Annotated in this window: 14 protein-coding genes and 1 pseudogene; 6 read left to right on the forward strand and 9 right to left on the reverse strand. The window is 73.5% G+C overall.

Annotated elements, in window-relative coordinates; genetic code table 11:
* From ABD385_RS39665 to ABD385_RS39685, 5 genes and pseudogenes are all read left to right on the forward strand, one after another.
* Positions 1-655: pseudogene (locus ABD385_RS39665) on the forward strand (2,3-diaminopropionate biosynthesis protein SbnB); the annotation flags it as partial.
* 36 nt (positions 656-691) lie between these two features.
* Positions 692-1678, forward strand: a complete 987-nt coding sequence (sbnA, locus tag ABD385_RS39670; RefSeq protein WP_344584951.1) for a 2,3-diaminopropionate biosynthesis protein SbnA — start codon at positions 692-694, stop codon at positions 1676-1678.
* A gap of 146 nt (positions 1679-1824) precedes the next feature.
* Positions 1825-2406 carry a methyltransferase family protein gene (locus tag ABD385_RS39675; protein ID WP_344584953.1) on the forward strand — a complete coding sequence of 194 codons (582 nt, stop codon included), beginning with the start codon at positions 1825-1827 and terminating at the stop codon, positions 2404-2406.
* A 232-nt stretch (positions 2407-2638) separates the two neighbouring features.
* The gene (gene lgt / locus ABD385_RS39680; RefSeq protein WP_344584954.1) at positions 2639-3496 is read left to right on the forward strand and encodes a prolipoprotein diacylglyceryl transferase; all 858 of its coding nucleotides are present in this window, start codon (positions 2639-2641) and stop codon (positions 3494-3496) included.
* A gap of 215 nt (positions 3497-3711) precedes the next feature.
* Positions 3712-4365, forward strand: coding sequence for a DUF4360 domain-containing protein (locus tag ABD385_RS39685; RefSeq protein ID WP_344584955.1), 654 nt, complete (start codon positions 3712-3714; stop codon positions 4363-4365).
* Positions 4366-4457: 92 nt separating this feature from the next.
* On the opposite strand, the gene ABD385_RS39690 is transcribed toward ABD385_RS39685, so the two are convergent.
* On the reverse strand, positions 4458-5474 hold the full coding sequence (locus tag ABD385_RS39690; RefSeq protein ID WP_344584957.1) for an aminoglycoside phosphotransferase family protein: 1017 nt from the start codon (positions 5472-5474) through the stop codon (positions 4458-4460).
* 61 nt (positions 5475-5535) lie between these two features.
* Positions 5536-6756, reverse strand: coding sequence for a M20 metallopeptidase family protein (locus ABD385_RS39695; protein ID WP_344584959.1), 1221 nt, complete (start codon positions 6754-6756; stop codon positions 5536-5538).
* 120 nt (positions 6757-6876) lie between these two features.
* Between ABD385_RS39695 and ABD385_RS39700 the strand changes: the two genes are divergently transcribed.
* Complete coding sequence (locus ABD385_RS39700) at positions 6877-7941, forward strand: Lrp/AsnC family transcriptional regulator (protein WP_344584960.1); 1065 nt, start codon at positions 6877-6879, stop codon at positions 7939-7941.
* A 4-nt stretch (positions 7942-7945) separates the two neighbouring features.
* On the opposite strand, the gene ABD385_RS39705 is transcribed toward ABD385_RS39700, so the two are convergent.
* The 7 genes from ABD385_RS39705 to ABD385_RS39735 all read right to left on the reverse strand — a co-directional run bounded on the left by ABD385_RS39705 (position 7946) and on the right by ABD385_RS39735 (position 23133).
* Entirely contained in the window at positions 7946-8707 is a 762-nt protein-coding gene (locus ABD385_RS39705) for a DeoR/GlpR family DNA-binding transcription regulator (protein ID WP_344584961.1), read from the reverse strand.
* A gap of 700 nt (positions 8708-9407) precedes the next feature.
* Positions 9408-9989: a PAS domain-containing protein gene (locus tag ABD385_RS39710; RefSeq protein WP_344584969.1), complete on the reverse strand. Its 582-nt coding sequence runs from the start codon at positions 9987-9989 to the stop codon at positions 9408-9410.
* A gap of 515 nt (positions 9990-10504) precedes the next feature.
* A complete protein-coding gene (locus tag ABD385_RS39715) occupies positions 10505-13288 on the reverse strand; it encodes an ATP-binding protein (RefSeq protein WP_344584963.1) in 2784 nt (927 codons plus the stop codon).
* Positions 13278-16058 carry a LuxR C-terminal-related transcriptional regulator gene (locus tag ABD385_RS39720; RefSeq protein WP_344584965.1) on the reverse strand — a complete coding sequence of 927 codons (2781 nt, stop codon included), beginning with the start codon at positions 16056-16058 and terminating at the stop codon, positions 13278-13280. Before ABD385_RS39720 ends, ABD385_RS39715 begins: the two co-directional genes overlap by 11 nt.
* A gap of 101 nt (positions 16059-16159) precedes the next feature.
* Positions 16160-19057 carry a helix-turn-helix transcriptional regulator gene (locus tag ABD385_RS39725; RefSeq protein ID WP_344584967.1) on the reverse strand — a complete coding sequence of 966 codons (2898 nt, stop codon included), beginning with the start codon at positions 19055-19057 and terminating at the stop codon, positions 16160-16162.
* Between the two features lie 428 nt (positions 19058-19485).
* On the reverse strand, positions 19486-20235 hold the full coding sequence (locus ABD385_RS39730; protein WP_344584968.1) for a thioesterase II family protein: 750 nt from the start codon (positions 20233-20235) through the stop codon (positions 19486-19488).
* A gap of 303 nt (positions 20236-20538) precedes the next feature.
* Complete coding sequence (locus ABD385_RS39735; RefSeq protein ID WP_344584970.1) at positions 20539-23133, reverse strand: type I polyketide synthase; 2595 nt, start codon at positions 23131-23133, stop codon at positions 20539-20541.
* Between the last annotated feature and the right edge of the window lie 11 nt (positions 23134-23144).

Here is a 23144-nt window from a genome sequence, read left to right on the forward strand (position 1 = left end):
CGCCACCCTCGCCGCCAACCAACTCACCCACACCCGACCCCGCCCCCGCACCATCGGCTTCTTCGGCACCGGCCTCATCGCCCGCTACATCCACACCTACCTCACCCAAACCGGCTGGGAATTCGACCAGATCGGCGTCCACGACCTGTCCGCAGACAGCGCCGCCGGCTTCCGCCTCTACCTGGAGCAGTCGGGCGCCAAGCAGTGGATCACCGTGCACGACAGCGCCGAGCAGCTGATCCGCACCAGCGACCTGGTCGTCTTCGCCACCGTCGCCGCCCGCCCGCACGTCAGCGAGGCGGCGTGGTTCGACCACCACCCGCTGGTGCTGCACGTCTCGCTGCGCGACCTCGCCCCCGAGATCCTGCTGGGCGCGGCCAATTTCGTCGACGACGTCGAGCACTGCCTGAAGGCCGACACCTCCCCGCACCTGGCCGAACAGCTCACCGGGCGGCGGGACTTCCTGCTGGGGACGCTCGACGACGTGCTGAACGGGCGGGTGGCGGTACCGGCCGACCAGACGGTGGTCTTCTCGCCCTTCGGCCTCGGGGTGTTGGACCTTGCGGTCGGCAAACACGTCTACGACGAGGTGGCCCGCTCCGGCGAACTGCACGTCGTCGACGACTTCTTCCACGAGCTCCGCCGCCATGGCTGACCGGCCCAGAGCTTTTTCGCTGATGAGGTGGACGTCATGACGGTCATTTCCGTTCCGATGGACTTCAACGCCGAGGATCTCTACGTCGACCTGCGGTCGATCGTGGGGCAGGCACTGTTCCTGAAATGCGAGGGCTTCAACTTCGCCGGGTCGATCAAGCTGAAGGCGGCGAGCGAGATGGTGGCGGCCGCCGAGCGGAACGGCGTCCTCAAACCGGGATGCGTCCTGGTCGAGTCCTCCTCGGGGAACCTGGGCGTGGCGCTGAGCATCATCGCCGCGAGCAAGGGCTACGGCTTCCTGTGCGTGACCGACGCCCGCTGCAACCTCTCGGCGCGGCGGTTCATGGAGGCGATGGGCGGCCGGGTGCACATCGTCGCCGAGCCGACGGCCGAGGGCGGTCTGCTGGGCGCGCGGATCGCCCACGTCGCAGCCCTGTGCGCGGCCGACGAACGGTACGTGTGGCTCAACCAGTACGCCAACGCCGACAACTGGCGGGCGCACTACCGCACCACCGCGCCGGCCATCGCCCGCCGCTTCCCGCAGCTCGACGTGCTGTTCGTCGGCGCCGGCACCACCGGCACGCTGATGGGCTGCGCCCGCTACTTCCGGGAGTGGCACCGGCGGGTGCGGGTGGTGGCCGTGGACAGCGTCGGCTCGGTGACCTTCGGGGGCGAGCCGGGCCGACGGATGATCCCGGGGCTGGGGACGAGCGTGCGTCCGGCGCTGCTGGACGAGTCCTACGTCGACGACCTGGTCCGCGTCGAGGAGGCCGACACCGTGCGGGCCTGTCACCGCCTGGCCCGGCGCGGCTTCCTCTTCGGCGGGTCCACCGGCACCGTCGTCAGCGGCGCCGTGGAGTGGCTGTCCCGGCACGACGGTCACGAGGTGACCGCGGTGGCCATCGCCCCGGACCTCGGCGAGCGGTACCTCGACACCATCTACCAGACCAACTGGCTACAGGCCCTGTACGGCGAGGGGGTGCTGGCCACCGAGGAACTCGCGGCGGACGTCGGATCGGCCTGAGCGGCGCCGGCCGCGCACCGGACCTCCGGGGTGGATCCACCCGGGCTCCACCCCTGAGTGGATCCGCTCCACCCGGCGCGGGTGCGAAGCTGGCGACGCACGACCCCGCATCGGGGTACGGGGTCCTGAAACGACCGGGAGGTGCCGTGCTGCACCACGTCGTGCACACCGCGCTCATCGTCACCCTCTGGGCCTGGGCGGCGGCCGAGGTGCTGCTCCAGGTGCGTCAGCGGTGGCGCAGCGAGCGCACGGAGCGGACCGAACGGCTCAGTCTGCTGGTCTTCCCGGTGCTGATCGGCGGCGGGATCGCCCTGGCGGCGCCGATCCGGGCCGCGGTGCCGGCCCTGTCGTACGCCACGGAGCTGCCGGCGGTGCGGCTGGCGGTGCTGGTCGTGGCCTGGGCCGGGATCGGGATCCGGCTGTGGGCGATCGTCGCGCTGGGCCGTTTCTTCCGCGGCACGGTGCACATCCAGCACGGCCACCGCGTGGTGACCACGGGTCCGTACCGCTACGTCCGGCACCCGGCCTACAGCGGCATGCTGCTCGCCGCCGCGGCCCTGGCGCTGCTCCTGGACAACGCGGCGTCGTGGCTGGTGTGCGTGGTGGGCTGTCTGCTCGCCGTGGGCTATCGGATCCGCGTCGAGGAGCGGATGCTGCTGGACGCGTTGGGCGAGGAGTACCGGTCGTACGCGGCCCGGACCCGCAGGTTGGTCCCGGGCGTGTGGTGAACCGCCGCCGTCAGGCGGGCAGTGCCGCCCGGACGGCCCCGCGGTCGGGTTCGTCCAACGACGCCAGGGCCGCGTCCAGCCGGTTCTCGTGGGCGCGGGGCTGCGGCGGCTTGCGGGCACTTTACCTGCGCTGTTCGCCGCGGATCTTCGGGGGAATTTCGGTGTCCGATGTAATCTCGGGCCCGTCCTGCCCGGCGGTCCGCCGGGTCCGCCCGTGAGAACGGTCGACCGTATGAACCTGGCGTATCTGCCGAGCCCCTCACAGGGGGTCTGGCACCTGGGCCCCGTGCCCATCCGCGCGTACGCGCTCTGCATCATCCTGGGCATATTCGTCGCGGTGTGGTTGTCCCAGCGCCGGTGGGCGGCGCGCGGACGGGATCCCCAGGAGATCGCCGACATCGCGATGTGGGCGGTGCCGTTCGGCCTGCTGGGCGGCCGGCTCTACCACGTGATCACCGACCCCGAGCTGTACTTCGCACCGGGCCGGCGCCCCATCGAGGCGCTGTACGTCTGGAACGGCGGGCTCGGCATCCCCGGCGCGGTCGCGCTCGGCGCGTTCGGTGCCTGGCTCGGGTGCCGTCGGCGCGGCATCAAACTGGCCGACTTCGCCGACGCGGTCGCCCCCGGTCTGGTCCTGGCGCAGGGCATCGGCCGCTGGGGCAACTACTTCAACCAGGAGCTGTACGGCGGCCCCACGAGCCTGCCGTGGAAGTTGCTGATCGACCCGGCCCACCGGCCTCCGGACAGCCCCACGGTGGCGTTCTACCACCCCACGTTCCTGTACGAGTCGCTGTGGGACGTCGGTGTCATGGCCCTGTTGCTCTGGCTCGACCGCCGGTACCGGCTGCCCCGCGGCCGGTTGTTCGCCACCTACGTCCTGGCGTACGCGGCGGGCCGGGTCTGGATCGAGGCGCTCCGCATCGACCACGCCAACCACTTCCTGGGGCTGCGCCTGAACGACTGGGTCTCGGCGGCCCTGATCGTCGGCTCGCTGGCCTACATCCTCGTCACCTGGCGCCGCTCCCCCGGGCAGGACGCAAAGCCGGATGACACGGACCTTTCAGATGGTCTCAGTACCGGCACGAAGTAGCCCGCCCGGCGCCGTCCGCCTCCCTCGGCGCCCCGACGATCTTCGTCGTCGGGGCCGGGGGCGGGGCGCGGCGGGCGTCCGAATCAAGGCGTAGGTTCGCCCCAATCCCGGTGAGCAGAGCTGTGCAAGCCGAGATCCTCGTGCTGGCATGCGCTCGTCATTCCACTCCTGGTGTGCCCGCGTCGCGGGTCCAGGACGACCGGAAGGAAGAGCCCATGCTCAGCACGCTCAGTGCTGGTGCCGCAGCGGCAGCCTTGCTCCTCGGATCGGCATCCCCCACCACGCCAGCACGGTTCGGCGACGAACCGCCGACCGGACAGATCACCATCACCGTCGCCACGGTCAACGGATCGGGGTGCAGACCCGGCAGCGCCGCCGTGGCCGTCGCCCCCGACAACACCGCCTTCACCGTCACCTACAGCGAGTACCTCGCCCAGGTCGGCGGCAGCAGCAAGCCCACCGACGCCCGCAAGAACTGCCAGATCGCCCTCAGCGTGCACGTCCCGCAGGGCTTCACGTACGCCGTCGCGCGGGCCGACTACCGCGGTTACGCCGCGCTGGCCTCGGGCGCCAAGGGGCTGGAACAGGCGAACTACTACTTCCAGGGGCAGCCGGAGACGGCCCGTAGGAGCCACCCCTTCGCCGGCCCCTACGACAACAACTGGCAGACCTCGGACGAGACCGACGTCGACCAACTGGTCTACGCGCCCTGCGGCGAGGAGCGCTACTTCAACATCAACACCGAACTGCGGTTGGACGGCTCGTCCGCGGATCCCAAGTCCACCAGCTACATGGCCATGGACTCCACGGACGGCAGCATCAACACCCTGTACCACTTCGCCTGGAAGCAGTGCCCCGCCCGGAGGTAGGCGACGCCGAGCACGACCGGGGCCCGCACGTCGGTGCGTGCGGGCCCCGTTGCCGTCCCGGGCCGACGGTCGGGGCCGGTGACCCGGACGGGTCAGATCGGCGGTTCGGCGAGGAGTGCGCGCAGCCACTCGGCGCTCTCGGCGGCGCCGGGCGGGGCGGCGGCGTCCGGCTCGTCGGCGGGCGCGGGGAAGAGACGGCCCCAGGCTCGGACCCGGCCGAGGGTGCCGAGCCGCCAGGCCGGGCGCATCGCACGGCGCAGTGCGGCCGGCGTCGGGCCGCTGCCCGTCCACGGCTCCAGATAGGCGTCCCGGAGGCGCGGCAGGGCCTCCGGACCGAAGCGTTCGCGGGCGGCCAGGGCCGGGACCAGGAAGCTGCAGAACGGATGGGAGATCGCGGCGTCGCCCCAGTCGAAGAAGGTGAACCGGCCCGGCTGCGGGGCGAAGAGCTGGCCGTCGTGGAGGTCGGCGTGGTCGAGGGTGTCCGCGATGCCCAGCTCGGCGAGGTCCGCGCACCAACGGGCCAGGCGGGGCCGCAGGGCCCGCAGCCGGTTCCGGTCGTCCGGTGGGAGTGCGGGGTTGTCCGCCACCAGCCGGTCGAAGAGGTCCGGCAGTCGCGCGGTGTGCGCGCCGGGCACGCCGAGGCGTTCGAGGTCCGGGGTGTGCGGCAGGAGCGTGCGCTGGAGGGCGGCGTACTGGGCGAGCGGCCGTTCCCAGGCGCGCGGGTCGGCGGGAGCGCGGTCGAGCACGTCCCGGAAGAGTTCCCCGCCGTCCGGCAGCAGCAGCCAGGCACGGGCGGCGTCGGCGGCGAGCGGAGCCAGCACGTGGCCGGGCGCCCAACGGGCCAGGGCCACGGTCAGCCCCGCCTCGAAGGCGCTGCCCGGCGGGTTGGCCTTGAACCAGGCGGCGCCGTGTCCCGCGACGGGCAGCCGCACCAGGACCGACCACGGCCGCAGCCGTACGTGCCCCGGCCCGGTCACCCGCAGGCCGTGTGCGGCCAGCTCGCCGTGGGCCCAGCCCAGGGCGGCGGCCCGCCAGTCCGGGTCCTCCCAGGGCGTGACCGCCGTCGGATACCGGCCCCGGTCCACCGTCCTCGACGCATCGTTGCGCATCGCCCCATCCCAGCACGCGGCCCCGCCGGTCACCAGCGGTTTTCGGGGCCGCCGCGGGCGGTCACGCCGGCGTCGCGGGGGCGGGCGCCGCCGTGCCGGCCAGGCGGCGTTCGGCGAGTTCGCTCAGGAGCGCCGCCTGTTGGTGGAGCACCCGGTCGTCGAAGACGGCCAGCGGCGAGTGGTTCATCGGGGCGTGTCGCCAGTCACTTCCTTCGGGTGCCGCGCCCACCAGCAGCATCGCGCCGGGGACGCGCTGCAGGACGTGCGCGAAGTCCTCGGAGCCGTTGGTGGGTTGGGGGGATTCCCACACCTGCTGCGGCGGGAACAGCTCGCGCGCGGCGGTCAGGGCGAACGCGGTCTCGTCCGGGTCGTTGACGGTGACCGGGTAGTGCCGTACGTAGTCCGCCTCCGCTTCGAGGCCGTGCGCGGCGGCGATCGAGCGCACCAGCCGGGGCAGCCCCTCGGCGAGGCGCTCCCCGGCCGCCTCGGAGTAGCTGCGCACGGTGGCCTGGAACTCGGCGGTCTCGGGGATGACGTTGGCCTGGGTGCCGGCGTGGAAGGTGCCGACGGTGACGACGACCGGATCGAAGATGTCGAAGGTGCGGGTCACCCAGCTCTGCACCGCGGTGACCATCTCGCAGGCGACCGGGACGGGGTCCTTGGCCAGGGCCGGCGTCGAACCGTGGCCGCCCCTGCCCCGCACCGTGACCGTCAGCTGGTCGGAGGCGGAGGTGATGGTGCCGGAGCGGGTGATGACCACGCCGCCGGGCACCTGGTTGGCCGCCACGTGCAGCGCGTAGGCCGCGTCGAGCGGTTTGCCCGCCGCGTCCAGGACGCCCTCCTCGATCATCGCACCGGCGCCGTTGTGGCCCTCCTCGCCGGGCTGGAACATGAAGACCACGTCGCCGTGCAGGTGTTCCCGGCGTTCGGCCAACAGCCGGGCCGCGCCGACCAGTCCGGCGGTGTGCAGGTCGTGCCCGCAGGCGTGCATCCGGCCGGGGACCTCGGAGGCGTAGGCCACCCCGCTCTGCTCGGCGACCGGCAGGGCGTCCATGTCGCCGCGGAGCAGTACCGCGCCGCCGGGCTCGCCGCCCCGCAGGACGGCGGTCACCGACGTGAGTCCGGTGCCGAGGGTGATCTCCAGCGGCAGTCCGTCGAGGGCGGCGAGCACCTTCTCCTGCGTGCGCGGCAGGGCCAGGCCCAACTCCGGTTCCCGGTGCAGCGACCGGCGCAACCGCGCCAGTTCGGGCTGCAGTTCCTTGGCGCGTTCCAGTGCCGACATGCCGAATCCCACTCCTGTTAGTCGGGGGTTGCCTGGTACGGTCCGCCCGTACCCGGGTCCAGGCTGAAGGTTGACCCGACCAGCGACCCGGATCCGCCGGAAAAACGCGAGGAGACCGTTGTGGTGCAGGATTCCGGGCCGTCACCCCGGTCCCTGGATCATGTGGACCAGGCCCTGGTGCACGCCCTACAGATCGCACCGCGGGCCAGTTGGACCCGGATCGGTGCGGTCCTCGGACTGGACGCGGTGACGGTGGCCCGGCGCTGGCACCGGCTGACCGAGGCCGGCGCCGCCTGGATCGGTGCGCATCCCGCGCCGGTGCTGGCCGCGTCGGGCGAGGGGTGCCTGGCCTTCGTCGAGATCGACTGCGCGCCGGGGCTGCTGCACGACGTCGCCCGGGCGCTGACCGCCGCTCCGCACGTCGCGGCGCTCTCCCACGTCACCGGGGACCACGACCTGCAACTGAACGTCATGGCCCGCGATCCGGCCGCGCTGTCCCGCTGGGTGCGGCAGGACCTCGCCGCGCTGGACGGCATCCTGGCGGTCCGCACGCACCTGGCCGGCCCGGTCCACACCGAGGGCAGTCGGTGGCGACTGCGGGCCCTGGACCGCCGTCAGGTCGCCCAGCTCGCCGCGGCCGGACCGCGCCGGCGGCCGGACACGCCCGCCTTCCCCCTCGACGACCTGGACCTCCGACTGGTCACCGCACTGTCGGTGGACGGTCGGGCCACCTACCGGGCGCTGGCCGACCAGTGCGGCGTCGGTCCCGACACCGTGCGGCGTCGCGTCGGCCGGCTGTTCGCCGCGGACATGCTGCACGCCCGGTGCGAGGTCGCGCGCCCGCTGTCGGAGTGGCCGGTCACGGTGAGCCTGTGGGGCCACGTGCCGGCGGCCCGGCTGCGCGAGGTGACCCGGCGGGTCACCGGGATGCGCGAGGTGCGGCTGTGCGCCAGCGTCATCAGCCGCCACAACCTGCACCTGGTCGCCTGGGTGCGCTCCCTGGACGACGCCCAGGGCTTCGAGGTGCGCCTCGCCGAACGGGCCCCGGACCTGACGGTCGCCGAACGCGCGGTCGCCCTGTGGCCGATGAAGCACGGCGGCCACCTCCTGGACGAGGAGGGCTACCGGGTGGGGGCGACACCGCTCGCCCTCTGGCCCGGGTCCGGCGACCGGGCGCGCCCGTAGGGTTTCACACCCGGATCACCTTGGGGCCCAGCAGTTGGTAGCGGTGGGCTTCGGCGGCCGGGAGGCCGGTGCCCGTGACGATGGTGTCCAGGTCGCCCACGTCGCCGAACCGGCAGAAGCTCGCGGGGCCGAACTTGGTGTGCACGCCGGCGAAGACCCGGCGGCGGGCGGCCCGGATGGCCTGCGCCTTGACCTGGCCGACCGCGGGGTCGGGCGTGGTCAGGCCGTGGGTCCGCGAGATGCCGTTGGCGCCGAGGTAGGCCAGGTCGACGACGAAGTCGGACAGCATGCGGACGGCCCAGTGGTCGACGGTGGTCATGGCGCCCTGCCGGACCCGGCCGCCCAGGAGCAGCACGTCGGTCTGTGCGCTGGTCGCCACGGCGCTGACCACCGCGAGCGATGCGGTGACGATCGTCAACGGCCGGTCCCGCGGCAGGGCCTCGGCGATGAGCTGCGGGGTGAACCCCTCGTCGATGAAGACCGTTTCGGCGCCGCTGAGGAGTCCGGCCGCCGCGGCGGCGATCCGGGACTTCTCCGGGGCCCGGTGCGTCGACCGGAAGGCGAGGGTGGTTTCGAGGCCCGCCCCCGCCACGGGGTACACGCCGCCGTGCCGGCGCCGGACCAGCCCGTGGTCCTCCAGGACGTTCAAGTCCCGGCGGACCGTTTCCCGGCTGACGGCGAACTCCTCGGCGAGCCGGACGACGTCGACCGACCCGGTGCTCCGGACGAGTTCCAGCATGCCCCTGCGGCGGTCCTCAGCGTCCACGGTGTTCCTCCTGCGTTACCGGTCCGGCTCCGTGCCGTTCCGGCCGAGTGGGGGTGATTCAAACAAGCCTGGGCCCCGGCGACCAGGCCCCTGCGCCCAGGGCGTGGTGCGAAGGCCCCGGGCGGGCGACGGGGTGCGGTGCCGACCGGGCAGTCCTTGGTGAAAACGGTCACCAGGTACACAGCCTGCGCCGTCGCGCCGGGGGCACCTCCCGGGTTCCGTTTGACCACGTCACTACGCACGCGTGGACGACGCGTCCGTGTACGGTCTTCCGCCGGTAACAAAGCTCGTGACGACGGAGCGGAATACATGTGAACCGTGGTGTACGAGGTGCGGAAGAATGTGCACCCGCCCGAACTCGCCCCGGAAGAAGAGGGGTTACCGCGGGTATTTTCCCGATGGTTCCGCTCGCGGCGCAACAGCGGCCGAAACCCATCGCCCAAGCCCCCCGCACGGGCCACGAAAACGGTCAGCAGAAACGATGCGACGGGCGGCTTGGCGGAACCGGTCGCGGCGTGGCCGAGAGTGGGCGCAGAAATATTGCGGGTGCGTAACGCGCGAATGGATAAAGGCGAACCGGGCAGCGAAGCGCCCGTGCCGCCGGGCGCCACCTCGCGGGAGGCGGACGCCGGACGGCACGGGCGGGGCGGGACGGGCGGGTGCACGGCGGCCGGGAGGTGCGGACGGCGGCCGGTCGGCGTCACTTGATGAAGTCGTCCACGACCTTCGGGGGCCAGGCGCCGACGTTGAGGATGCCCATGGAGTAGGCGCGGGAGACCAGCGCGGCCCGGTTGGGCACCCGCAACTTCCGCAGCAGCCCGGTGACGTGGTACTCCACGCCCTGGCGGCTGAGGTAGAGGCGCGAGGCGAGCGGGATGGTGGACAGCCCGGCCGCGATGCCTTCGAGGATGCGCGCGTCGATCTCGGTGAGGAACTTCTTCTGCGGGGTCACGACGTCGGCCTCCGCGCTGCCGGTGCCCCCGGACGAGTCCATGAGCACCAGGATCGCGGCGACGTCCGGGGTTTCGCCGGTGACCGCCGAGGCGGTGAGCGTGCCGGCGAAGGCCGCGTCCCGGGCGCCCACGGCGACCACGTGCGAGGCGAAGCGGTGCCGCTTGCCCTCGATGAGCCGGGAGAACTGGCGCATCAGCGGCTGCTGCACGCTCGGGTGCATCAGGTCGCGGAAGCTGCGCCCGCACACGTCGCCGGCGGAGTCGCCGAAACTGCGGCGGAACTCCTGGTTGGCGTGCTTGATGGTGAGGTCGCGGTCGAGGGAGGCCATCAGCCCGGGGCTCCCGGGCTCGCCCGCCGGAGCGGTCTGCGCGGATATCACCCCGCCGGTCGTACGGTCATGCGATTCAGTGAGGTGAGTGATAGTCACGAGACCGCCATCCTTTCGGATAACCCCCGTCATTTTTAAGAACTCCTAGAAACGGAAACAGGAATTCGATCAGAGTTCGATGCGATTCGCATCGCCGACTTTCGATTTCCTTGAAACGGAGCGTAGTTAGCCCCTGCTCGACGCGTCAACGCGCGGCATCTCTCCACCCCTAAATCCGTGGTCCGCACTTGCCGAGGTTCGGTCCGCAAGGACGGAGCTGCGGCGACCAAAGGCGACACATCGGACATCGGCGCCCAGAGGAAAGTGACTACCCCCGCTTCCGCTTGAGGTTTCCTTGAGGTTTCTGTCATGACCGTACGGGCGTGCGGCGGACGGCTCGGCGCGACCCGGTCGAACGGGGGCGCGCGAAGCGTGGTGCAGGGCGCACGACGGCGACCGGCACGGCCGCCGCGGGATCACCGGTCCGGGAGCGCGTTCACCAACTCGCGGCGGCCGGAGACGCCGAGCTTCCGGTAGACGCTGGTGAGGTGCTTCTCCACGGCCCGGGAGCTCACGCCGAGTTCGGCGGCGACGTTCTGGTTGGTCAGGCCCCGGCCCACCAGGGTCGCCACGCGCCGTTCGCTGGGGGTCAAGGTGGCGACCGGCGGCACGGTGGCGGTGCCGAGGCCCTGCCCGGCCCGTTCGGCGAGCCAGGGCACGCCACAGGCCGCGGCGATCCCGGCGGCCTCCCGCAGCACCGCCTCGGCCTCCGGCCCGCCGTGCAGGCGACGGCCCAGCACGACGAGCGTCCGGGCCAGCTCCACCGCGTGGGCCGAGGCACGCAGGATGTCGACGGCCTCGCGCAGCAGGTCCAGCCCGTCGTCCTGGAGCAGCCAGCCCTTCAGGCGCAGGGCGCGGCCCAGGTTCGTCGGCGCTCCCCAGTCCCGGGCCCACCCCAGTTCGTCCTCGGCGAGCCGGAGCGCCGCCGCGGTCTCGCCGAGCCGCTGGTGCAGGCCGATCGCGTACGGGCGCCACGGCAGCAGCGCGGAGTTGCGCCAGCCCGCCGTCTCCAGCCGCCGCCCGCAGGCCAACAGCGCGTCCAGGGCGTCCCGGGCGCGGCCGCGCTGGGTGTCGATGCCGGCCTGGAGGATCTGCCCGGTGGCGGTGCGGGCGAGCCCGGCCGGGCGACGGTCGCGGGTACGGGCCAGCAGGCGTTCGCTCAGGGTCTGGTCGCGCAGTTCGTAGACGACCGACGCGAGCATCAGCACGGCCGGTTCCAGCCATCCGTCGGTGCCCATGGTCAGTGCGCTCTCGACGTGTTCCCTGGCCGCGGCCGGACGGCCCTGCGCCATCAGGAGGAAGGCCCGCTCGGCGGCCAGCAGCACGTCGTCGGCGCCGGTCGCGTACAGGCGGCGGGTGCGCTGTTCGCTGGCCAGCCAGGAGGCGACGCCGTGCACCGACTCGGCGACGAACAGCGAGATCAGCACGAGCGGCAGGGTGCTGTGGGCGTGCGCGGCGACGGCCGGTTCGCGTTCGAGGATGCGGTTACCGGTCCCGGCGATCTCCTGGGCGCTGAGCCGTCCGCTCAGGGCGCCCGCGCAGAGCAGCACGGAGACCAGTTCGCGTTCGGCGACGCTGTCCACCGCGGGGCGCGGTCCCATCCGTCGCAGCCGTTCGACCGAGGACGTCAGCTCGACGGGGTTCTCGTGGCCGGAGTGCCGCAGCCACGCCTCCAGGCGCAGCGCGAGATCGCCGGCCTCCGCCTCGTACGGTCGGGCGGGGTCGTCGAGCGTGTGGACCGCCTGCCGCACCAGTTCCACGGCGGACGGGCTGGGCACGGCGAGCAGACTGGGCGGGACACGCAGCACGGCGGCGGCCCGGTCGCGCGGGGCGGGCAGCAGGGCGACGGCCTGGCTGACGTGGCGTACGCAGGCGTCGGGGTCGAGGGCACGTTCGGCGGTGGCCAGGTCGATCAGGAGCCGGGCCCGGCTGTCGTCCTGGGTGCGGTGGTGCAGCAGGGCGCGGCGCAGGTACCGGGCGGCGTCGGCGGGCCGCCCGGCGCGCAACGCGTTGCCGGCCGCCGACCGCAGGACGTTCTCCGACCAGGGCCGGCCCGGGTGGACGACGGCCAGCAGGTGCCCGGCGACCTGCTCGGCGGGCCGCCCGCAGCGGTACAGCAGATCGGCGGCGGCGTCGTGGGCGCGTTCGCGTTCGCCGAGGGTGAGGAGGGAGTCCACGGCGTCCCGGACGACCCCGTGGACGAAGCGGACGTCCGGTCCCTGGGCGAGCAGGCCGGCGTCGACGAGGGCGCGCCGGACTCCGGCGAAGCCCACCTCGTCGACGCCGGCGAGCTGGGCCAGCAACGCCGGGTCGCTGTGGTCGCCCAGGGCGGCGACGGCGACGGCGACGTCCCGCACGGACTGGGGCTGGATCCGCAGGTGCCCCGCGATCCGGTCGCGCAGCGCGGCGGGGCTCAACTCCCCTACGGTGACGGATGGTTCGGCGTCGCTCGGGGTGTCGTTGCGGTTCACGGCGCGCTGGAAGGCGGTGAGGAACAGCGGGTTGCCGCCGGACGCGTCGTGCAGGGCCCGCACCAGCGCTTCCTGCGGCGGCTGGCCGGGTGCTTCGGTGAGCAGGGTGCGGACGGCGTCCCGGGTCAGCGGCGCCGGGCGGAGGACGTCGCGGGCGGCACCGACGATCTCGCGCACCAGGGGATGGCGGGCCCGGTGGTCGCCGTCGGCGAGCGTGCACACCAGGAGCGCGCGCAGCCCGTGCAACCGCCGGGTGAGGTGCGCCACCCAGCGCAGCGAGGGGCCGTCGGCCCACTGAAGGTCGTCGATCAGGATCAGCAACCGCCGGTGCGCGCCGGCGTCGGCCAGCAACGACTGGGCGCCGTGCAGGACCGCGTCACAGACCTCGCGGGCGGGGCCGGGTCCGCCGCGGCGGTCGTCGGTGTCCATGAGGTCGCCGAACTGCTCGGCGCCGGTGGCGCGCCGGGTGGGTCCGGCGCCGCCGGCGCCGTTCAGCAGGTGGTCGAAGAGCTGGCGGGCGATCCCGAACGGGAAGTCGCGTTCCCGCCAGGCGGCGTAGGCGCGCAGCACCCGGGCGTCGCCGCCGGCGAGTTCCGGCACCCGGCGCAGCAGGGTCGAGCGTCCGCTGCCGAGCGGGCCGGTGACGAGGAGGAGCGAGGAGTCGCCCGCTGCCGCGGCGTCGAGGGCGGTCCGGATCCGGGCCAGTTCGTCCTCCCGCTCAACAAGCATCCGCGATCGGCCCTTCCAGCGCTTCCAGGAGCCGGTACAGCTCCTTGCGGCCGCCGATCTGCAGCTTGCGGTAGGCGTTGCTCAGCCGGAGCTCCACGGTGCGCCGGCTGACGGCGAGTTGTTCGGCGATCTGGCGGTTGCCGTGGCCGCGGGCGGCGAGCAGCACGGTGCGCCGTTCCGCCTCGGTCAGGGCGCGCCAGCCGGGTGGGACGACGGTGGTGCGCGGCACGGCGCTGGCCTGATGGGGCGCGGCGGGGGCGGTCAGGGCGCGGGCGGTCGTGGCGAGGCGGCTGGTGGGGAGGGCGGCCACCGTCCGGGAGACCTCTTCCACCGAGCGCGCCGCCGCGGCCGCGTCCCCCAGGGCAGCCTCGGCACCGGCCTGGTACAGCCTGCTCCACAGGTAGGCGAGGCGGGCCGGTGAGTCCCGCAGCAGTGCGGTGGCCTCGTGGGAGCGCCGCACGGCCTGGTCCCGGTCGTCGGCGAAGAGGCCGCGGGTCCACAGGCGGGCGGCTCCGCGGGCGCTCGCGGTGCCCCACCGGTCGGCGAGGGCCAGTTCCTCGTCGCGCAGGCGTCGCGCCTCCGCCGGGTCGCCGGTCTCCACGGACGCCTCGGCGGCCAACGGGCGCCAGCTCAGCAGGGCCGGGTTGACCCACTGCCGGCGCAACAGCCGGCGGCCGGACTCCAGGGACAGCCGCAGTGCCTCCGCCCAGTCGCCGTCGACCGCGGCCAGTCGGGCGCGGGCGAACAGCAGTGAGGGCCACCACACGCCCTCTTCGCCGCCGGCGGGCACCGGGGCGGCGGCGAGTTGCCTGGCCCGGTCGGGGCGGCCGGCCTCCACGCTGACGAGGATGCGGGTGGCGATCAGGTTGGGCAGCGCCCGCGGGTGCCAACTCGCCGGCGGCAGTGCGCGTTCGGCGCCGTCCAAGTCGCGTTCGGCGGCGTCCAGCCGGGCCGCGCACAGGTGCAGGCGGGCCCGCAGGTTGAGGATGCGGGCGGCCAGACTGCGCAGGTGGGCGCGGCGGGCGGTGCCGAGCATCTCGTCGAGGCCGTGCACCGCCTCGTCGTGGTCGTCGGTGGCGAACAGTGCGGCGCAGGCCGCCAGTCGCGGCATCATCAGGCACTCGCCCGGGTCGCCGGTCAGGGCGATCCGGGCCAGTTTCCTGGCCTTGTCCGCGTCCTCGCCCGCGGTGGCGAGTTGCCAGGCCCGGGCGCCGGCCTGTGCCGGTGGTGAAGGGCGGTCGGGCAGCGGGGGGACCACGGGGATCATCGGTGCGTCGTCGTCCCGGACCGCGGCCAACCAGAAGAGTGCGACCAGTTCTTCCCGGTCCGCCGGTCCGGCGTCCGGAAGGGCCTCGCCGGCCGTGCTGCGCGCCCATTCGCTGTTCCCCCGGGCCAGCCCCAGATCGATGGCGCGCACGCCCAACCCGGCTCCGGTCGGCGGGACTTCGTCGGGGGGTGGTGCGCTGCGGACCAGTTCCCGCAGGCGCCGGTCGCCGGCGTCGGGCCGGGCGACCGCTTCGGCGGCGGCCAGCTCCAGGGTCAGCCGGCTGCGTTCGTCGGGGGCCAGGGGTTCCTGCAGGGCGCGGGAGAGACAGGCGCAGGCACGCTGGTGGTCCTCCCTGCGAAGGGCCGCGACGAAACCGCGGCGCAGGAGCGGTACGACCCAGGGAGCGCCGAGCGGTGGCGAACGCAGCAGGAGGTGGGCGACGTCCTCGTCGTTGACGCCGGCACCGTGGGCGAGCGCGGCCGCGCGGCCGTAGAGGTCGGCGCGCTCCGCGGCCGGCATGTCCTCGATGACGCGGGCCTTGGAGGCGGGGAAGCGGATGTGGACCTTGTCGCCGACGGACACCGTCAGGCCGACGTTCGACAGCAGGGTGCGGATCCGGTCCTGCGACAGGGAGCGGGCACCGGCCAGGGCGTGGACCCGGGTGAAGTCGAGCAGGTCGCCGCAGACGGCCAGGGCCCGCAGCACCGCATTCACCTCGGGCGGCAGACCGTCCAGGGCGCGCACCGTGTGGTCGCCGACGACGCCCGCGGTGAGGGCGTGGAGTTGCGGGAGGTGGGCGGCGTCGGCCCGGTGGCCGAGTCCGGTGAACTGGCGCAGCACGTCCCGCAGGACGGCCGGGTTGCCGGCGGTGGCGGAGGTGAGCGCGGCGACGAACTCCTCGTCGCCGGGGGTGCCGCAGTAGGCGCGGACGGTGGCGGCGACCCCGCGGTCGGTGAGCGGGGGCACGACGACGTGCCGGGCGGGCACCGCGTCCCGGTGCGCCGGGCCGGCGGCGTCGTCCGCGGCGTCGAAGGCCCCGGTGCCCCCGCAGCTGCTGGCGAGGGCGGCGAGCGGGAGGTGGGGGCCGAAGTGGCCCAGCAGGGTCTGCAGCCAGGTGTGGGAGGCCGGGTCCAGCCATTGGACGTCCTCGACCACGAGGAGGGTGGGTGCGGCGCCGGCGCACCGCAGCACGTCCGCGATCCCAGGCAGCGGCGGCGGGCCGTCGTGGCCGATCAGGGCGTCCAGGGTGCGGCCGTCGTCGCCGTCGAGGGGGGCCAGCAGTTGGAGGACGACGCCGTGTCTGAGGTCGCGTTCGGTGGGTGTCGCCTGGGCCCGCAGCACCCGCAGTCCGTGGTGTCTGGCACGACAGGCACCCCAGCGGACCAGCGCGTTCTGGGCGTGGCCCGGCCGTCCGGTCAAGGTGAGGACCGATCCGGCTCCCTGGCCGAGCCGGTGCAGGACGTCACCGACGAGGCGCTGTTCCCGGCCGCATTCCAAGAGCATGGCGGGGTCGCCGTGGGCGTCGGGTGCACACTGCGGCGTGCAGGTGGTCGGATGGTTCCGCGCCTTGCTCGGGTGCACCGCTACCTCTCGTCCTGTTCGTGTCAGTCGCGTCCGCGTGCCTGGGAGACCCATGCCGGTGGCTTGCGGCCGGAGGGGCTTCTGGTTGCCAGGACGGTGGACAGTTCGGTGCGTCCGCCGACCCCGAGCTTCCGGTAGACGCTGGTGAGGTGCGTTTCGATGGTCCGCACGGTCACGAAGAGGCTCTCCGCGATGGCCCGGTTGCTCGCGCCGGTCACCGCGAGGTCCGCGACGGTGCGCTCCATCCCGGTCAGCATGTCGAGCGGCGAGGTGGTCATCCGGCGGACCCGGCCGCCCGCGGCGACCAGCAGTTTCCTGGCGTTGTCGCCCAGCGTCAGGGCGCCGCAGCGCTGGGCCAGGCCGGCGGCGGCGCGCAGGTGTTCGCGGGCGGCGCGCGGGTCGTCGGCCTTGAGGTGGGCGTGCCCCAGGAAGAGTTCGGCGCGGGCCTCGGTGGCGCGGGCCGGGGAGTGACCGAGCAGGGCGACCGCTTCGGTGAGGTGCTCGATGCCGGTGCTGCCGGGTGCCGCCACGCCCTGGGCCATGCGGGCCAGTCCGAGACTGCTGTTCGTCCCCCACCGCTCGGCCAATTCGCTGCCGGATGCGGCGAGTTCGCGAGCCTGTCCGGGACGGCCCAGCAGCGTCAGGAGCACCGCGCCCTCCGCCCACCACGGCAGGAACGCCGGGTTGCTGATGCGGGACTCCTCCAGGGACCGGCCGCAGGCGAGGAAGAGGTCGAGGGCGCCTTGGAGGTCGCCGCGGGCCCAGCGGGCGAAGGCGCGGGCCGCCAGGTACCAGTGGTACTCGATGACGAACCGTTCCAGGCGGCCGCGTCTGATGCCGTCCAGGACCTGCTCGGCGCGTTCGGGTTCCCCGCGGTCGACGAGGGCGGTGGCCAGGGCCACGCGGGGCAGCACGGCGGTGTCGCCCCAGCGCTCCTCGCCGATGATCTCCATCGCGGTCTGGGCGTCGGCCAGCGCGTCCGGAAAGGCGCCCACCCCGTGGTGGAGCAGGGCGCGCGTGGACAGCCCGAGCACGTACGTCCACACGGCCGCGTTGGCCTGCCCGTACTGGAGCATGAGGTCGAGCGCGTACTGGGCGTCCGCGATCTCGTCGGCGAGGGTCAGCGCGAAGGCGGCGGACAGCAGTGACCAGGGTTCCAGCTCGACGCCCGGCACCCGCAGCGCGCGGCGCGCCTGGTCGACGGTCGCGCGGGCGTCGCGGCCGTCCATCGCGGTCAGCACGGTGGTCATGGCCAGCATCTGGCGCTGGGCCGGGGTGTCGCCGGGCGGGACGGTGAGCCGGGCCGCCCGGTCGCGGATCGCGCCGATGGTCGCCTTCTCGTCGGCACCGACGATGAGCAGTACGGATTCCACCAAGGTGCGCAACTCCCGGTCGGCGGGGCCGGGTTCGGGGCCGAGGGCGGCGGACAGCTCGGTGAGCACGCTCTCCAGCACCCGCACGCCGGACGGGGATTCCTGCAGGGCGAGGCAGGTGAAGCCGTATTGGACGGCGACCTGGGCGCGGGTGCGGACGTCGCCGGCGAGGGCCAGCGCTTCTTGGAGGAGGCGGATCGCCTCGGGCGGGTTGCTCTCGGCGAGCGCGCGGGCCATCCGGATGCGCACGGCGACGTCGTCCGGCGTCATCTCCAGGACCCGGTACAGGCAGCGCACGCCGGCCTCCGGAGCGCCGCGGCCCTCTGCCTGCGCGGCGGCGTCCCGCAGCACCCCGGCCATCCACGGCTGGTCGAGCACCGGCAGCAGCATGAGTTGGCCGGCCAGTTCCTCGGAGGGCCGACCCGCGTCGCTGAGCAACAGTGCGGCGTTGGTGCGGAGTGCGGCGAGGTCGGTGGGGGCGACGTCGTCCAGGACCGCGGCGCGCACCACGTCGTGCACGAAGTCGATGCGGTCGGTGGCCACGATGCCGGCCCGGCGCAGCACGTGCAGGGCCTCCTCGACGGTGCCGGCCGGGACGCCGGCGAGCGCCGCCACCAACTCGGTGCACTCCTCGCCGAGCACCGCGCTCGCGCGGGCGACGTCCCGCACCCACGGCGGCCGGCGTTCCAGCAGGCTGCGCACCGAGCGGGCCAGCACGTGACTGCCCACCTCGGCGGCCCGGCGCTCCCCGTCGGCGTCCGGCGACACGCCCTCGGCGCGGAGTTCGTCGAGGAGGCGGGCGAGGGTGAGCGGGTTGCCGCCGGACACGGCGGCGACCCGGGCGACGAAGGTCGGTGCGGCCGTGGTCCGGAAGACCCGGCGCACCATTTCGCCGACGTGGTCGCGGTCGAGCGGGCGGAGGCGCAGCACGGCCGGGCACCGTTGGGAGGCGAGGTCGGCGAGCACCGCGGGCGCGAGCGGTTCGGCCTCGCTGCGCCGGGCCAGGACGACCAGCAGCGGCAGTTCCTCGGCGCGCCGCAGCAGGAAGTCGATCCAGGTCAGGGACCGTTCGTCGCACCAGTGGACGTCATCGAGGACGAGCACGAGCGGCTGTTCGGCCATCAGTCGGGCGGCGAGCCAGTACAGGCCGTGCAGCACCGGGTAGGCGGCGGTGGCGGCGTCGTGGCCCGCGGGGTCGGCGGTGAGCGCGGGCAGTGCGCGGGCGGCCAGTCCGTCCAGCAGGGGCGAGCGGTGGGCGTCGCCGTGGCCCAGGCCGAGTCCGCCCAGGAGTTCGCGTACGCCGCTGTAGCCGGCGCCGGCGTCGGTCTCGCCGCAGGTGCCGTGGAGCACGGTCATGTCCCGGCAGGCCGCGCTGGCGGTGAAGGCACGCAGCAGGCTGGTCTTGCCCATGCCGGCCGGCCCGTGCAGCATCACCAGGCCGGCCTGTCCGTCGCGGGCGGCTTCGGCGTGCCGGGCGAGGGTGCGCAGTTCGTCGTCCCGCCCCACCAGCGTGGTCAGTAAACCGGAAGAACCGGACTGGTTCCGCATCACGCGTTCCTCCAGGTGGGGGGTGACGACTGAAGCCGATCGCGCCACGGTGCTCCGGAACCGTGGCCGGCCGGTTGCAACCGAGCCCGGGCGGCCAGGGTGGACAGGCGCGGAGAGGATGCGTGGCACCCTCCGTACATGCCCCATCACAAGATCATATAGCGCAGTCCGGAGGGAATGGGCGGCACCTGTCTGACATTTGACGTTCTCCGAACGGTCCACCTGGGGACACCTGTTGGACCCGGCGCGCCCCGTGACAGGCAGACGCACGAACGCCCCGCGCGCACCGGTCGCAGAGGAGTGCGCGGCGGGCGCACGGCACGCGCCGCACCCGGATCGGGAGGTTCCGCGGTCGACGGAGGTCCCGCGGTCGACAGCACGGGGCACGCCACGGCCCCGCCGCCGACCGCGCGGACGACGGCCGGCCCCTAGGAGGTGAAGTGGTCGCGCAGCAGGCCGATGACGGCCGGGGCCTCGGAGCTGAGGAAGAAGTGCCCGCCGGGGAAGACCTTGAGGTCGAATTCCCCGGTGGTGTGGCCGCGCCACGCCTCGGCCTCGTCCATGGAGGTCTTGGGGTCGCGGTCACCGGTGAGCACGGTCAACGGGGCCCGGACGGTGGCGTCGGGCGGGCAGCGGTAGGTCTCGACGGCCTGGTAGTCGGTGCGGATCGCGGGCAGCACCATCCGCAGGATCTCCTCGTCGCCGAGCACCGCGGTGTCGGTGCCGGCGAGCAGCTTGAGTTCCTGGACGATGCCGTCGTCGCTGCGCCGGTGCACGGACTCGTCACGCACCCGGGAAGGGGCGCGGCGCCCGGAGGCGAAGAAGTGGGACAGCTCACCACCGTCGGCCTCGAAGCGTCGGGCCACCTCGAAGGCCAGGGTCGCGCCCATGCTGTGCCCGAAGAAGGTGCTCGGCTGCTCCTTCAAGCGGGGGCGCAGCGCGTCGTAGACCTGGTCGGCAAGAGTGGAGAGGTTGCCCACGCCGGGCTCCTTGTGCCGGTCCTGGCGGCCCGGGTACTGGATCGCGAACACCTCGGCCACGGAGGAGAGTTGCGCGGACACCGGGAAGTAGAAGGAGGCCGAGCCACCCGCGTGGGGGAAACAGAAGAGCCTGGCCCGAGCGGTCGGTGCCGGGTGGAAGCACCGGGACCACAGGCTCTCCTCGGTGGACGTGGTCATGGGGGACCTCCTAGGGACGAACCGAGTGTCACGCGTCGTTCGAGCAGCGTCAGCTGGACGCCTCGGCCGGGGACGAGCCGTGGCGTCCGTGCACGCCGTCACCGCCGGACGAACGCATGGTCACACCGTAACTCCGCGACTCGCGCAGGGGTTTCCGAGTCACGGAATTCATTGCACATGATCGGACTGTGGGTAATTCCCTAGTTCTTCACGCGTCGCGAGAAGAGGCCGGTAAGGCCCTCCCGGTGGCCGGAATCGAGCGTCCGACCACCGGGAGCCGCGGTTTTCACCGCAACGAGGGGCTCAGTTGAGCCCGAGTTCATCGTCCAGCAGGGCGAACATGGCGTCGTCCGAAGCGTCCTCCAGATCGATCTCCGCCCCGTCGCCCGTGGACGCCTCCACCTGCCGCAGCTGGGCCCACTTGGCCTTCAGCACCTCCAGCCGGCCGGCCACCAACTGGTGCTCCCCGGAGTCGTCGAGGGCCAGTCCGGCGATGACCGTCTCCAGGTGGTCCAGCGCCGCGAGCACGGAGCCGGTGCCCGTCACCTCGTCCGCGCAGAGTTGCCCGCGCAGGTGCCGGACGACGTCGGCCGGCGTCGGGTGGTCGAACAGCAGGGTGGCCGGCAGCCGCAGTCCGGTGGCCGCGTTGAGCCGGTTCCGGAACTCCACAGCGGTCAGCGAATCGAAGCCGAGTTCCTGGAACTGCCGGCCCGCTCCGATCGCCGCCCCGTCGGCGTGCCCGAGCACCACCGCCGCCTGGCCGCGCACCAGCGTCAGCAGGACCTCGTCCTGCTCCGACCCGCCGAGTCCGGCCAGCTGCCGGGCGAGTGCGTCGGCGGACGGTGCCGCTCCGGTCGCCGCGGCCCGTCGGGCGGGCGTGCGGACCACGCCGCGCAGCAACGCCGGGACGTCCCCGAGCCCGCGCAGCGCAGCCAGGTCCAGCCGCACCGGCACCACCAGGGCCCGGTCCCCGGCCGTCGCCGCGTCGAAGAGGGCGAGGCCCTGTTCGACCGTGAGCGGCGGCATCCCGGAACGGGCGAGGCGCTCGGCTTCAGCCTCCGTCAACGTGCCTGTCATACCGCCGGACCGCTCCCACGGCCCCCACGCCAACGACACACCCGGCAGACCCAACCCCTGACGCCGCACCATCAACGCGTCCAAGAACGCGTTCGCCGCCGCGTAGTTGCCCTGCCCCGGGCTGCCGAACGTACCCGCCACCGACGAGAACACCACGAACGCGGCCAAGTCCAGGTCACGCGTCGCCTCGTGCAAGTGCCAGGCCGCGTCCACCTTCGGCCGCAGGACCACGCCGAGCCGATCCGCAGACAGCGAACCGATCACGCCGTCGTCCAACACCCCGGCCGCATGCACGACCGCCGACAACGGACGCTCCCGCACCGCATCGGCAACGAGCGCCGCCACCGCCGCACCATCGCCCACGTCACACGCCCGGACCACCACCTCGGCGCCGAGCGCTTCGAGATCGGCGACCAGCTCGCCGACGCCCGGGGCGGCCGGTCCGCGCCGGCTGACGAGCAGGAGGTTGCGCACGCCGTGTTCGTCGACGAGGTGCCGGGCGAACTGCGCGCCGAGGCCGCCGGTGCCACCGGTGATCAGCACCGTGCCGCGCCCGAGCGCCTGCCCGGGCAGGATGCTCTCGGCGTCCTTGCTGGGCTCGGTGTCCGTGCTGCTCTCGGTGTCCGCGGTGGTCTCCGGGGCCGTGGTCCGGGTCAGCCGGGCCGCCCTCACCGTGCCGGCGCGCAGGGCGACCTGCGGTTCGTCGGCCGTCGCGTACAGGGCTGCGGCGAGGGCGGACGGGAGGGAGGGGGTGGAGGGGGCAGACGAGGGGGAAGAGATCGGCGTGCTGGACGGGGCTCGGTGCGCGTCGGGGTTCTGGTCGGGGTTCTGGTCGGTGGGCGGGTCGACGTCGAGCAGGCCGAAGCAGCCCGGGTTCTCCGACTGGGCGGACCGCACCAGGCCCCAGACTGCCGAGGCCACCAGGTCGGTGATGCCACCGTCGTCCACCGGCACCGCGCCGCGCGTCACGAACACCAGCCGGGCCGCCGCGAACCGGTCGTCGGCGAGCCACTGCTGAAGCTGCTCCAGCACCTGCACGGTGCACTCGCGCACGGCGTCGGGCACTTCGGCCAGGCCCGCGTCAGCCGCGCGCCCCGTCGTCGGCGCTCCCGCGACCGGCACGAGGACGAGGTCCGGCACCGGCTCCGCGGAGGCAGCGAGCGCCGAGAGCCCGGCGGGTTCGCGGACCACGTCGAGGGAGTCCGCCAAGGCGTCGGCGAGGGCGTCGGCGAGGCCGAACGGGTCGGTGCCCAGGACGGCCACCGAGGCGGGCGTGCCGGGCGCAGTGGGGTGGGCAGCCGGGATGGCCGTCCAGTCCACGTGGAAGAGCGAGTCCCGGTACGTGCTGTCGTCGGCCGCCTTCAGTTCGTCGCTGGTGAGGGTGCGGGTGTGGAGGGCGTCGACGGCGATGACCGGGTCCCCCGCCGGATCCACCGCAGTCACCGACACCGCCCCCTCCCCCACCGGCACCAACCGCACCCGCAGCACAGACGCACCCGCAGCAAACAGCGACACACCCTCCCACGAGAACGGAACCGCCGGACCCACACCACGACCAGCGCCATCACGCCCGCCATCGGACTGGAGGGCGCTGAGCAGGACCGCGTGCAAGGACGCGTCCAACAGTGCGGGATGAACGCCGAACCCTGCGGAGCCGTTGTGGGCGTCGTCCGGTAGCGCTACCTCGGCGAACAACTCCTCACCGCGACGCCACACCCCCCGCAAACCACGGAACACCGGACCATAACCAAACCCAGCCCCGGCGAACACCTCGTAACACCCCTCGGCATCCACCCGCACCGCATCCCGCGGAGGCCACACCCCACCATCAA

This window comes from Streptomyces lunalinharesii, assembly GCF_039532155.1.
GTDB classification, from domain to species: Bacteria; Actinomycetota; Actinomycetes; order Streptomycetales; family Streptomycetaceae; genus Streptomyces; species Streptomyces lunalinharesii.

Excerpts from the sequence above, each read along its gene's own strand:
- ABD385_RS39690 (WP_344584957.1), bottom strand. The coding sequence starts at position 5,474 with ATGCGCAACGATGCGTCGAGGACGGTGGACCGGGGCCGGTATCCGACG.
- ABD385_RS39715 (WP_344584963.1), bottom strand. The coding sequence starts at position 13,288 with ATGCTTGTTGAGCGGGAGGACGAACTGGCCCGGATCCGGACCGCCCTC.
- ABD385_RS39710 (WP_344584969.1), bottom strand. The coding sequence starts at position 9,989 with ATGGCCTCCCTCGACCGCGACCTCACCATCAAGCACGCCAACCAGGAG.
- ABD385_RS39730 (WP_344584968.1), bottom strand. The coding sequence starts at position 20,235 with ATGACCACGTCCACCGAGGAGAGCCTGTGGTCCCGGTGCTTCCACCCG.
- lgt (WP_344584954.1), top strand. The coding sequence starts at position 2,639 with ATGAACCTGGCGTATCTGCCGAGCCCCTCACAGGGGGTCTGGCACCTG.
- ABD385_RS39685 (WP_344584955.1), top strand. The coding sequence starts at position 3,712 with ATGCTCAGCACGCTCAGTGCTGGTGCCGCAGCGGCAGCCTTGCTCCTC.
- ABD385_RS39720 (WP_344584965.1), bottom strand. The coding sequence starts at position 16,058 with ATGCTCTTGGAATGCGGCCGGGAACAGCGCCTCGTCGGTGACGTCCTG.
- ABD385_RS39725 (WP_344584967.1), bottom strand. The coding sequence starts at position 19,057 with ATGCGGAACCAGTCCGGTTCTTCCGGTTTACTGACCACGCTGGTGGGG.
- sbnA (WP_344584951.1), top strand. The coding sequence starts at position 692 with ATGACGGTCATTTCCGTTCCGATGGACTTCAACGCCGAGGATCTCTAC.
- ABD385_RS39695 (WP_344584959.1), bottom strand. The coding sequence starts at position 6,756 with ATGTCGGCACTGGAACGCGCCAAGGAACTGCAGCCCGAACTGGCGCGG.